Source organism: Erythrobacter sp. LQ02-29 (assembly GCF_022576075.2).
In the GTDB taxonomy this organism is placed as follows: Bacteria; Pseudomonadota; Alphaproteobacteria; order Sphingomonadales; family Sphingomonadaceae; genus Alteriqipengyuania.
This window is the reverse complement of record NZ_JANCNT010000001.1, coordinates 474598-486599: the sequence shown is the minus strand read 5'-3', so window position 1 is coordinate 486599 and position 12002 is coordinate 474598. Positions and strand designations below refer to the sequence as shown.

Genomic DNA, 12002 nt, shown 5'->3' with positions numbered 1-12002 from the left:
CGCGCATCGGTCAGGCCGGTGCGCGCCCGCTCTCGTATCAGTCGTGGCGATGAGCGGCTTCCGCACCCTCGGCCCGCCCTTCTGCGCGCGCCGCCCGAAGCTCGGCTTCTCGCGTACGGTTGCGGTCGCGATAGTAGTCGAGCGAGCCGCGTACCTGGCCGAAGGCGAACACCATCAGCAATCCCCCGGTGATGGCGAGGTTCTTGAGCGCCTGTGTGCCCTGCTCGTAATCGCCGAACTGGTTATGCACGAAGAAGATGGTGCCCAGCGTGAATATGGCGAGCACCAGTGCGACAAGCCGGGTCAGCAGGCCAAGCGCCAGGAGCAGCCCGGCGACGATTTCGAAGATGCCGATCGGCATGGCGAGATTGGCGGGCAGGTTGGTGGATTGCAGCAATTGCTGCACCGGTTCGGGTGCGAGAAGCTTGTTGGCTCCCGACACGACGAACAGCGCGGCGATGAAGATACGGCCGATGACGGCGGCGATTGTGGACATTGATCGGGCTCCCACACCCGCCGCGCGCACGCTTGCTCACGGCTCTCGAGCAGTTCATCGCTCGAAAGACGATACGGTTCCGTGCGTCAGAGGCGGGGGAGGGTCACGCCGCGCTGGCCCATATATTTGCCGGCCCGGTCCGCATAGGTCACTTCGGGCCGTTCATTGCCTTGCAGGAACAGGAACTGGCACGCCCCCTCGTTGGCATAGATGCGCGCAGGCAGCGGCGTGGTATTGGAGAACTCCAGGGTCACATGCCCCTCCCACCCGGGTTCGAGCGGGGTCACGTTCACGATGATGCCGCAGCGCGCATAGGTGCTCTTGCCCAGGCAGATGACCAGCACGTCCTCCGGCACGCGGAAATATTCGACCGTCCGGGCGAGCGCGAAGGAGTTGGGCGGGATCACGCAAACGTCGGTCTTCCGGTCGACGAAGCTGTTGCTGGCGAAATCCTTCGGATCGACCACCGCCGAATCGACATTGGTGAAGATCTTGAACTCGTCCGCCACTCGGGCGTCGTAGCCGTAGGAAGACAGGCCATAGGAGATGCAGCCGTCGCGCCGCTGCGATTCCTCGAACGGTTCGATCATGTCGCGGTTGCGGGCCGCGTCGCGGATCCATTTGTCGGAAAGAATCATGGTGCGACGATTCCCCAACACGCGCGGCGGAGCAATCCGCATCGCGCCCTTATCCCCCTCGGCGAGGGATCAGATTTGCGGCGCGTTAAGCTGCGGATTGATCCGCGCGAGATAGTTCAGCCAGTGCGTCGGCTTCTTTATAAGGCTCGGCGGATAGGCGACCTTCAGGCCCGCGATCTGCGCGAGTGCGCCCACGAAATGCAGGCAATTGCGTTTGTTCAGGTCGTAGGATTTCACCGGATCGGCGCGCCAGCGCGCGACTTCCGATCTGATCTGCCAATATTGCGCGTCGGTCAGCGCAACGGAGAAATGTTCATTGGTGCGGTCGATCTGATCCTGCTTCTCGACGAAGATCATCGAATCGACCGGGCCGACCAGAATCGCGGGAGAGATGCTCTTCGCGGTGAAGCCGTAGTTCTCGTCGATCGGCTCACCCGTCTCTTCCAGCGTGCCGTCGAGCACAACGAAAGTGTGCGGATAGCGACCGAACAGCACCGAGCCGTTGAACGAATGGAAATGGATCGTGACCTGCGCGAACGCCGCCTGGGCCCAGCACAGGGCGACAATCGCCAAAAGCAGCTTGCAAACCCGTCCCATGGGGTCGCTTCATAGCCGATCCGCCCGGTGCTTGTAACCGGGCAAATCGGCCATGGATTAGCTGCCTTGCGCCAGTAGCGTGGCGTTGCCCCCCGCCGCGGTGGTGTCGATGGTTACGACCCGCTCGACCGCGAAGCGATCGATATAGTGCGGCCCGCCCGCCTTGGGGCCGGTCCCTGACAGACCCTCACCGCCGAAGGGCTGGCTGCCCACGACCGCGCCGATCTGGTTGCGGTTGACGTAGAAATTGCCGACCTTGATCCGCTCCTCGACGAACCGGCGCGTGCTGTCGAGACGACTGTGGAGGCCAGCCGTTAGCCCGTAACCCATGTCGTTGATATCCTCCACCACCTGGCCGAGCTCGCTCGAATGAAAACGCGCGACGTGCAACACGGGCCCGAAATTCTCGCGCCTCAGGTCGGAGATCGAGCGCAGTTCCATGATCGTCGGTGCGACGAAGCACCCCTTGGACAGCTTGCGCGGCAGGCGGCGGCGCCAGATCGTGTGCCCCGCCTTCTTGCGCCGAGCGACGTGGCGTTCCAGCGCGGCCTTCGCGTCAGTGTCGATCACCGGGCCGACATCGGTGCTGAACTCGGCGGGGTCGCCGACTTCGAGCACCTCGAAGGCACCCCGGATCATCTCCAGCATCTCGTCATAGACGTCGTCCTGGATGTACAGCATCCGCTGGGCCGAACAGCGCTGACCCGCGCTCTGGAACGCCGAGGCGACGACGTCGCGCGTGACCTGTTCGGGCAGGGCGGTCGAATCGACGATCATCGCGTTCTGACCACCGGTCTCGGCGATCAAGGTCGCAATCGGTCCCTCGCGCGCGGCCAGCACGCGGTTGATGGCCTGCGCGGTGCCGGTGCTGCCGGTGAAGCACACGCCAGCGAGGCGCACGTCGTTCGTGATGAACTGGCCCACTTCGCCGGAGCCGGGCAGGAGTTGGAACGCCTCGGGCGGGATACCCGCCTCGTGACACAGCTTGACCGCGAACGCCGCGACTAGCGGCGTCTGTTCGGCCGGCTTCGCCACCACGGTATTGCCAGCAGCGAGCGCTGCCGCCGCCTGGCCGGTGAAGATCGCGAGCGGGAAGTTCCATGGACTGATGGTGGCGAAGACCCCGCGGCCCGCCATCGTCATCCGGTTTTCTTCACCGGTAGGGCCGGGGAACGGCACCGGATGTTCGAACTTCTCGCGCGCCTGATTGGCATAATAGCGCAGGAAATCGACCGCCTCGCGCAGTTCCAGCACGGCATCGAGGATGGTCTTGCCCGCCTCCCGGCGGCACAGGCTCAGGAATTCGTCGGAGTGTTCCTCGAACATGTCGGCGCACGCTTCGAGCAGCACCGCGCGTTTCTCGCCGCCCAGCGCATTCCAGCCGGGCTGGATGTTGCGCGCCTCGGTGATGGCGAAGGCGACTTCGCCCTCGGTCGCGTCGCGCCGCGTTCCGACTTCGTCGCCCAAATCCTGCGGCGCGTTGATCGGTGCCATTTCGCCCGGATCGTTGCTGGGGAAGGTGGGGCCGGCGAACCAGTGTTCGCTCTCCAGCTTCCTCAACCGGTCGAGCAACGGCTCGCGCACCAGCGGATCCGAAAGATCGATCCCGGCGCTGTTGATCCGGCCGGGGAAGATGTCACGCGGCAGGGGAATTTCGGGATTGCGCTTGGGCTCCATCGCGGCGAGCTTCGCCACCGGATCCTCCGCCAGCTCCTCAGCCGGAATATCGGAATCCGCCATGCGGTTGACGAAGGAGCTGTTGGCCCCGTTCTCCAGCAGGCGACGCACCAGATAGGCGAGCAGATCCTTGTGATTGCCCACCGGCGCGTAAATCCGCACCGGCGTGCGTGCATTGCCTTCCTTCTCGGCCAGCGCGGCGTAGAGTTCTTCCCCCATGCCGTGCAAGCGCTGGAACTCGTAGGAAGCCTCGTCCTCGTTCCGGCGTCCGGCTGCGCCCGCCATCGTCTTAATCGCCGCGATCGTGTAGGCGTTGTGCGTGGCAAAGGCAGGGTAGATCGCATCCTGCGCCTCCAGCAGCGCCTTGGCGCAGGCGAGGTAGGATACATCGGTCGCGATCTTGCGGGTGAAAACGGGGAAATCGGTATAGCCGCCGACCTGGCTCACCTTGATCTCCGTATCCCAATAGGCACCCTTGACCAGCCGGCACATAAAGCGGCGATCATGGCGACGGGCAAGCTTGGCGACCCATTCGCACAGCGGAACGCCGCGCTTCTGGTACGCCTGAATGACCAGGCCGAACCCTTCCCAGCGCGTGCCGTCCTCGCGTTCGAACAGCGCATCGTCCGCCGCCAGCGTCTCGAACACGTCGAGCGACAGTTCCAGCCGCTCGGCTTCCTCGGCGTCGATATTGAAATGGATGTTGGCGTCGCGCGCCTGGCTGGCGAGATCGGTCAGGATCGGGATCAGCGCATCATGCGCCGCGTCGGCGTGGAAGAAATCGTATTTGGGATAGAGTGCCGTCAGCTTGACCGAGATGCCCGGGCTACCGGTGACGGTGCCGTCGCTCTCGTTCGCCAGCCGCTCGATCGCGTCCTGATAGGCGAGGCGATACCGCTCGGCGTCGGCGAATGTCATCGCCGCCTCGCCGAGCATGTCGAAGCTGTGGGTCAGGCCCTTTGCGCGTTCGGGTGCGGCGCGCTTGAACGCTTCGCCCATCGTACGGCCGAACACGAACTGCCCGCCGAGGATGCGCATCGCCTGTAGCGTAGCAGTGCGGATGACCGGTTCACCCAGCCGATTGACCGTCTGGCGCAGCGTCTTGCGCATGCCCTTTTGCGAAACCTTCGGCTTTTCCAGCACTTCGCCGGTCAGCATGAGGGAAAAGGTCGCGGCATTGACGAAGGTGGAGCTCGATTCGCCCAGATGCTCGCGCCAGTCGATTTCGCCGATCTTGTCGCGGATCAGGGCATCGGCGGTGGCGCCGTCGGGCACGCGCAGCAACGCCTCGGCCAGACACATGAGGGCGATGCCCTCCTCGGTTGCAAGGCCATAGGTATGGAGAAACGCGTCGATTCCACCGACATCGCGGCTGCGGGCATTCTCCACCAGCGCGACCGCCAGCTTCGACGTTTCGGCATGGCGATCATGCGCCGCCTGCGCTTGTCGCAGCCGTTCCTCGATGCAGGCGTTCTCTTCCATCCGGTATGCTTTGCGGATGCGGGTACGGTCGAGCGGCAAGGGTGCGGACATGAATTCCTTATGGGGTCGGAGGTGTGCGGAGTCGCACTGACAATCCCCATCACATGGCCCCGTTCCATGCACAATCAAGCGAAGTCTGGATATTGCTCCTGGAACCAGCGCTCCACTCGCTCGATCTCTCCAGCCGTCAAATGCAGGCCGAGCTTGGATCGTCGCCATAGCGCATCCTGCGCCGTCCGGGCGAATTCATGCTCCGCCAGATAGGCGAGTTCGGCGGCGTAGAGATCGCCGCCCATGCGCGCGCCGAGGTCGGCCATGCCATGCGTCTCGCCGAGCCAGCGGTGCATCCGATTGCCATAGGCGCGGGCGAGCCGCAGCCGCATGCGGGGACCCATCCAGGGATAACGGCGGGCCGCATCGGCCACGAATGCGTCGAAGCCGTCGGGCATGCGTCCGCCCGGCAGGGGCGCGTTGCCCGTCCACTCCTCCCCCGAAACGGTGAGATGCGCGGCCAGCTTCTCCAGCGCATGTTCGGCGAGCCGGCGATAGGTGGTGATCTTGCCGCCATAGACTGACAGCAGCGGCGCGGCGCCATCGGCCGCATCGATCGCGAAAACATAGTCGCGGGTGACCGTCGAGTTGCTGGCCGATTCGTCTTCGTAGAGCGGGCGGATACCGGAATAGGTCGAGACGATATCGTCCGGGGTGACCGGGTCGGCAAAGTATTCGTTCACGGCATCGAGCAGATAGGTTTGCTCGCGGGCGCTTATCTCGGGATCGTTCCGGTCCCCTTCGAACAACTGGTCGGTGGTGCCGATCAGCGTGTAATCGTGCTCGTAGGGAATGGCGAAGCAGATCCGTCCGTCGCCGTTCTGGAAGATATAGGCCTGCTCGCCCTCGAACTGACGCCGGACGATCAGGTGGCTACCCTTCACCAGCCGCAGGTGCGCCTCGTTCACGCCGCCCATCGCGGCGACATCGTCCATCCACGGGCCTGCCGCGTTGACCACCGCGCGCGCCGCGATTGTCTCGCCGCTCGAGAGCGTCGCGTGCCAGCCGTCCGCAATCCGCTCCAGCGCGATGCATTCGGTGCGCGTGCGGATATCCGCGCCGCGCTCGGATGCGTCCATCGCATTCAGCACGGTCAGGCGGCTATCCTCGACCCAGCAGTCCGAATATTCGAAGCCGCGCTTCAGCCGGTCCTGCAGCACGCCGCCGTGGGGCGGCTTGCTCAGGTCGACGCCGCGGCTGCCCGGCAGGGTCCGTTTCCCGCCGATCCGGTCGTAAAGGAACAGCCCGACGCGCAGCATCCAGCGCGGTCGCAGGCCGGCATCGTGCGGCAGCACGAAGCGTAGCGGCCAGACGATATGCGGCGCGATCCGCAGCAGCACTTCGCGTTCGGCCAGCGCTTCGCGTACCAGGCGGAACTCGTACTGCTCAAGATAGCGCAGCCCGCCATGGACCAGCTTCGTGCTGGCGGAACTGGTGTGAGCGGCCAGATCGTCTTTCTCGACCAGCGTGACGGCGAGGCCACGACCCGCCGCATCGCGTGCGATCCCGGCCCCGTTGACGCCCCCTCCGATAACCAGGATATCCTGCATGGCCCGCCCATACCCTCTCGCGCGGTAAGAGGCGAGGGCGCTATCCCCGCAAGGCATTCCAGGTTTTCGGGCCCGCGATACCGTCTGCGCTCAGCGCGTGTGCCTTCTGGAAGGCGCAAACCGCGGCGCGGGTGACGGGGCCGAAAACGCCATCGACCCGCGCGGCAAGGCGACGCTGCAGCGCCCTGACCGCGTCGCCGCGCGCTCCCATCGCCAACGTCCGCACCGGCGGTACCCCTTCTCGTGCGTAAGCGGTGGCAAGCTTCTCGTCGTACCGGTTCCGGCGATAGGCTGGTCCGTTGTACCCGCGTGCGAACGCTGCCCAGTCATGGCGTCGTAGAGCAATGGCGAGCTCGCTACTTTCGACGAACGCGGCAAATGCCGCGAGATGTGCGTCTTCCCCCTCGCACATCGCCGCGACGAATTCCTCGATGCTCGGGAAGCCGCAAATGTCGCAATTGTCGCCCATGATCTGGAACGCGCCCCAACTGGCGGAGCGCAGCGCGGCCGCACGGTCCAGTTCCATCGCATCCGCCAGACGTCGGTATTGCGAATTGGTCGGCCCATATCCACCGGGCCGGGAATGGCTGACCCCGCGGGCAAGGCTATCGAACCGGCCATTGGTCAGCCGATGGAAATAGTGCCGCTCGAACAGGATTACGGGACGGCCCGAGGAGTCGAATCCCCCGCGGCTTTCCACGGCGATCACGGCACGGATCGCGGTTTCTTCGCAATCGAGGCGGGCGGCGGTCGCGCAAATCGCGCCGGCGCTCATCGCCCGCGCGGCGCCACGGAAGCGGTCTGGAATGGGGGTCGGCACGGATGTCTCCTTCGCGGCTACGCGAATCCAACAGGCCGGACCCGCGCGCAGCCTTGCCACGACGGCGCGAAGTAGGAAAATCGTGGTTCGTCAGCCGCAGCTGTCGCGAACCACCAGATTGACGGGCACGCGCGTTCCCGCACCGCTGTCGCCCAGAGCTTGCGAGACAAGCATTTGCCCGGCGCGGGCGAAATCCGGCTCGATCGTGGTGAGCGCCGGACTGGTATGCACCCCGCTTCCCAACCCGTCGAAGCCGACCACCGCGACGTCCTCCGGAACCCTCGCGCCGCCCTGTGCCAGCCCCTCCAGCACGCCGATCGCGATTGCGTCGCTGGCGGCGAAGATGGCGTCGGGTCGCGCAGAGCCTTCGAGCAGCGTCTTCGCGGCGATCCGGCCTTGGGCCAGTCGATCCTCACCGGTGGCGTCCAATACCTCGATCGGTGCTAGTCCGGCCTCCGCCACCGTCGAACGATAGGCCATCAACCGCTCGCGAAACTGCGGGTGGAGTTCGTCGACCGCGCCGACGAACGCGATCCGGCGGCGACCGCGCGCTATCAGGTGCCTGGTGGCCATTTCGCCGCCCGCCGCATTGTCCGCCCGCACCCACACCAGTTCGGGGAAGGGGGCGCCCCATGTCACGAGCGACCCGACATCGCGCGCCCGGGCGAGGTTCAGCCAGGCAGGTCGATTGAGGCTGGTCCCCATCGCGATCAGCGCGTCGGCTTGGCCCTCCGCCCGGTAGTGCCAGAAAAAATCGTCCGGCTCGCTCTGAAAGGATACCAGCGAGCGCAGCCCCCGCTGGGCGGCGGCGGCGCAGGTGCTGCCGAGCAGGGCGTAATGGAACTGGCTTACCGCCAGCGGGTCTTCGCCCGCCCGCCCCACAACCACGATCGCGATGGTCCCCGTCTCGCCCTTGCGAAGTTGTGCCGCACGGCGATCGACGTGGTAGCCGAGCTGGCGCGCGATCTCTTCCACCCGGGTGCGCGTCGCGATCCCGATCGAGGGGGCACCGGAAAGCGCGCGGGAGACGGTGGATTGGCTGACCCCCGCCGCCTCCGCGACGTCCAGTGAGGTGACGCGCTTGTCCGTCACGCTCACCCCGTCAGTGAACGGATGCGGTCGCGGGAGGGGTGATATCCGTGCGGCCGCGCCCGGCCATCAGCGCGAATAGCGTCAACATCACATAGCAAATCATGGGGACGATGAACGCGCTCTGATAGCCGGCGGCATCGGCGACCGCGCCGGTCAACGGCGGTATTGCTGCGCCGCCAACAATGCAGGTGCACAGGAAGCCGGAGGTTGCGGCCTCCGATGCGGTGGACCGTTCGAGCGTGATAGTGAAGATCACGGGGAACATGATCGAGTTGAACAGCCCGATCGCAAGCGCGGCATAGCCGCCCGGTACGCCGCCGATCGACAGGACGAACAGGCACAGCGCCGCCGCGACGACGGTTCCGGTAGCCAGCAGCCGGGGGGCGGGGACGACCCGCAACAGCGCCGACCCGGCGAAGCGCCCGACCAGCGCGCCGCCCCAGTACAGGCTCACGAAATAACCCGCGTCCTGCAGCGGGATGCCCCACACGGAATCGTCGTGCAGAAACAGCACCATCTGTGTGCCGATCGCGACCTCGGCCCCGACATAGAGAAAGATCGCGAGCCCGCCGAGGAGCGCCCAACGCGATCCAGCGACTTGTGACAGCGTTGCGCCGATGGATAGCGCCTTCGGCCGCATGGGAGAGGCGGCGGAGATTCGCTTGCGCGACCAGAAGATGAACGCGCCCAGCGCCAGCAACATGGCGGCAATGATCAGGAAGCTGGTGGTGATCGACCCCAGTGCCATGGTTCGCGCCGCGCCGGTCAGGACGGTGTCGTGCGTCTCCACCCCTTCCAGCAGCAGTTTTGCACCGAGCAGCGGGCCGACCACGGTGCCGAGCGAGTTGAACGCCTGGCTGAAGGTGAGGCGGAAGTGGCTGGTCTCGGGCGGGCCGAGCGACGCGGCCAGGGGGTTCGCCGCGACTTGCAGGATCGTGATGCCCGCAGCGAGCACGAACAGCCCAGCCAGCACGCCGACATAGGTCGCGACATTGGCGGAGCCCATGATGACGAGGCAGGCGAGAATCATGAAGGCGATCGCCAGCATGATCGATGGCGTGGCACGCAGCCGGGCGACCAGGAGGGAGGCTGGAATCGCAAAGAAGAAATACGCGATGAAGAACGCCGAGGCGGTCAGCTGCGCCTCGAAATTCGACAGCGTGAAGATGCTCTTCACCGCCGCCACCAGCGGGTCGACCAGCGACGTGATCAGTCCAAATGCGAAGAACAGCGTGGTCACGCTGGCAAAGGCAGCCCTGGTATGGCTGGGTGCGTTCATCGGTTTCTCTCCCATCGTGACCGCCACGAAGCGTTCGGCGATACCGTCAGCCGACGATGCACTCAAGCTGCGCCATGAGCTGGATGTCAATGCGTATGGGAATTCACCGGGGGTTTCCCCCTGACGGTCAGATCATCACCGAGATATCGAGAGCCTCGTCCCCGCGGCGAACGAAGACGCTGGTCGCCGGACCCATCTCCCGCACATCCAGATCGACGCTTTCCGCACCGCAGGTCAGCCGGTCGAGCGACAATTGCGACATGACCTCGGGCAGACGCGGTTTGCGGAAGCGCACCTGGTCGGGGGCCTCGATCGACATTCCGAGCATCGCCTGGATCATGTAGATCGGCGCGGCGCTCGACCAGGCCTGCGGTGCGCAGGCCACGGGGTATAACGTCGGCCCGCGACCGAATTTGCGCCCGAAGCCACAAAACAGTTCCGGGAAACGCTGCTGGTCGAAATAGAACGATGCCTCGAACAACGCGCTGAACACCTTATTCACGGCCTCTTGCAAGCCGTAGCGGGCGAAACCGGCGGCGATCAAGGCGTTGTCGTGCGGCCAGATCGACCCGTTGTGGTAGCTCATCGGATTGTACCGCTTTTCGCGCCGCGACAGCGTGCGGATGCCCCATCCGGAAAAACAGTCCGATTTCAACAACCGCGCGGCCACCGCCTCGGCATGTTCCTTGGTCGCAATACCCGTCAGCAATGCATGTCCTGCATTGGAGGAAACCACCCGGCACGGTTCCTTCTCCCCATCGAGGGCGAGAATATAGCAACCCATCTCGCTGTCGAAGAAGGTATCGGCGAACCGGCTCTTCAGATCGGCGGCCCTGTCCCACCATTCGCCGGCTGCGGTTCCGCCACCGCGGGCAGCCGCGAGGTCGCCCATTGCCTGCCAGGCACCATAGACATAGGCCTGCATCTCGACGAGCGCGATAGGCCCCTCGGCGAGGCGGCCGTCGGCATGCGAAATCGCGTCGTGGCTGTCCTTCCACCCCTGATTGCGCAAGCCGTTTTCATTACGGCGCCCATATTCGAAGAAACCGTCGCCATCGCGATCGCCGGATCGATCGATCCAGCTTGTGGCCGCCTCCAGATGGGGCCACAGGCGATCGATCGTATCCTCGTCTCCCGTCCGGCGAAAATATTCCCCCGCCAGGTGCACGAACAGGGGCGTGGAATCGACGCTGCCGTAATAATGTCGAAACGGCACTTCGCCGGTATTCGCCATTTCGCCGTGCCGCGTTTCATGCAGGATCTTGCCGACTTCCGCATCGGCCACCGGATCGTCGGTTCGTGCCTGGAGCTCGGCCAGCCGCAACAAGGTTCCGCGCGCCAGAGAGGGGTCGTACCAGAGCATTTGCAGCGCTGTGATGAGCGAATCCCGCCCGAACAGCGTGCAGTACCAGGGTATGCCGGCATAGGCGGCGGGACCCTGGGGCGTCTGCGTGGTCAGCGTGGTCACGTCCGCGATGCTGCGCGCGACCATCGTGTCGAAAGAGGTGTTGGAAGAGCCGATCACTGGACGGCTCTCCAGCGCATCGCGCCGTCCTTCGCGCAATGCCCGGTACGCCTCCAGATACGCGCGGGCCGGTTCCTCCAGCTCGGCATCGCCAAAAGCGGCCATCGTATAGAAAATCTTCCGTTCGCCCGGCGCCAAAACGACTTCGAAGCGCACCCGGTGAGAGCTGACCGCGTCGGGAACCGGATCGAAGGATAGCGCGGTACGGCGTATGATATCGTCGAGGCCGGTGTAGGCATATTCCACCGATGCCTCACTACATCGCGGTTCCTGCTGCTTTCCTCGCTTTTCCCGGTGCGCTCCTCGTACTTCGAACATGTCGCGGAAATCGGATCCCAGGGTGAATTCGATGCTGAAGCAATGTTCGCAATCGTCGAAATTGCGCACTGCCAGCCGCTCGTATGCCTTGCCGTCGTGCAGAAACTTGATCCTGCCGAAATGAAGCACTTCCTTTGGAATGCGTTTCCCGGCGCGGTTAGTGAGGTTGCCGTTCGTAAGGTCCACGATCAGCGCGTCGACCCGGTCGTCTATCGCCGACCCGAGCAGCATCGGCGTGCGACCGCATATGGTCATCCGCCAAAAGGAGAGGTGACGCGTATCGCGATAATAGACGCCCTCCGGCGCGGTCTCGTCGGCTGCGATATCGCCGTGCTGGTCGAACAGGGCAAAGGCGTCGCCATGCTTGACCGCACGGAGTTCCTGTTCCTGGATCGAGCTTGCCGATTGGACCTGATGTTGATCCTCAGGGCCGGCAGGTTCTGGTTGTGAAAGGATAGCGCGTTCCTCCATCGGCGC

9 protein-coding genes are annotated in these 12002 nt (G+C 64.8%); all 9 read right to left on the bottom strand.

What is annotated here, in order from left to right; all coding sequences use genetic code 11:
• Positions 1 to 37 precede the first annotated feature (37 nt).
• Entirely contained in the window at positions 38 to 496 is a 459-nt protein-coding gene (locus MKP08_RS02290; RefSeq protein WP_215227241.1) for a DoxX family protein, read from the bottom strand.
• A gap of 86 nt (positions 497 to 582) precedes the next feature.
• Entirely contained in the window at positions 583 to 1134 is a 552-nt protein-coding gene (dcd, locus tag MKP08_RS02285; RefSeq protein ID WP_241554716.1) for a dCTP deaminase, read from the bottom strand.
• 69 nt (positions 1135 to 1203) lie between these two features.
• Positions 1204 to 1731 carry a hypothetical protein gene (locus tag MKP08_RS02280; protein ID WP_215227243.1) on the bottom strand — a complete coding sequence of 176 codons (528 nt, stop codon included), beginning with the start codon at positions 1729 to 1731 and terminating at the stop codon, positions 1204 to 1206.
• Positions 1732 to 1788: 57 nt separating this feature from the next.
• Positions 1789 to 4941 carry a bifunctional proline dehydrogenase/L-glutamate gamma-semialdehyde dehydrogenase PutA gene (gene putA / locus MKP08_RS02275; protein ID WP_241554715.1) on the bottom strand — a complete coding sequence of 1051 codons (3153 nt, stop codon included), beginning with the start codon at positions 4939 to 4941 and terminating at the stop codon, positions 1789 to 1791.
• Positions 4942 to 5015: 74 nt separating this feature from the next.
• The gene (glpD, locus tag MKP08_RS02270) at positions 5016 to 6491 is read right to left on the bottom strand and encodes a glycerol-3-phosphate dehydrogenase (protein ID WP_241554714.1); all 1476 of its coding nucleotides are present in this window, start codon (positions 6489 to 6491) and stop codon (positions 5016 to 5018) included.
• 40 nt (positions 6492 to 6531) lie between these two features.
• The gene (locus tag MKP08_RS02265) at positions 6532 to 7311 is read right to left on the bottom strand and encodes an N-acetylmuramidase domain-containing protein (RefSeq protein ID WP_241554713.1); all 780 of its coding nucleotides are present in this window, start codon (positions 7309 to 7311) and stop codon (positions 6532 to 6534) included.
• Between the two features lie 90 nt (positions 7312 to 7401).
• Positions 7402 to 8403 carry a LacI family DNA-binding transcriptional regulator gene (locus MKP08_RS02260; RefSeq protein ID WP_241554712.1) on the bottom strand — a complete coding sequence of 334 codons (1002 nt, stop codon included), beginning with the start codon at positions 8401 to 8403 and terminating at the stop codon, positions 7402 to 7404.
• Positions 8404 to 8413: 10 nt separating this feature from the next.
• Complete coding sequence (gene gluP / locus MKP08_RS02255) at positions 8414 to 9748, bottom strand: glucose/galactose MFS transporter (protein WP_241554711.1); 1335 nt, start codon at positions 9746 to 9748, stop codon at positions 8414 to 8416.
• A 61-nt stretch (positions 9749 to 9809) separates the two neighbouring features.
• Entirely contained in the window at positions 9810 to 11996 is a 2187-nt protein-coding gene (locus MKP08_RS02250; RefSeq protein ID WP_241554710.1) for an amylo-alpha-1,6-glucosidase, read from the bottom strand.
• Positions 11997 to 12002: the final 6 nt, after the last annotated feature.

Excerpts from the sequence above, each read along its gene's own strand:
- MKP08_RS02290 (WP_215227241.1), bottom strand. The coding sequence starts at position 496 with ATGTCCACAATCGCCGCCGTCATCGGCCGTATCTTCATCGCCGCGCTG.
- dcd (WP_241554716.1), bottom strand. The coding sequence starts at position 1,134 with ATGATTCTTTCCGACAAATGGATCCGCGACGCGGCCCGCAACCGCGAC.
- MKP08_RS02280 (WP_215227243.1), bottom strand. The coding sequence starts at position 1,731 with ATGGGACGGGTTTGCAAGCTGCTTTTGGCGATTGTCGCCCTGTGCTGG.
- putA (WP_241554715.1), bottom strand. The coding sequence starts at position 4,941 with ATGTCCGCACCCTTGCCGCTCGACCGTACCCGCATCCGCAAAGCATAC.
- glpD (WP_241554714.1), bottom strand. The coding sequence starts at position 6,491 with ATGCAGGATATCCTGGTTATCGGAGGGGGCGTCAACGGGGCCGGGATC.
- MKP08_RS02250 (WP_241554710.1), bottom strand. The coding sequence starts at position 11,996 with ATGGAGGAACGCGCTATCCTTTCACAACCAGAACCTGCCGGCCCTGAG.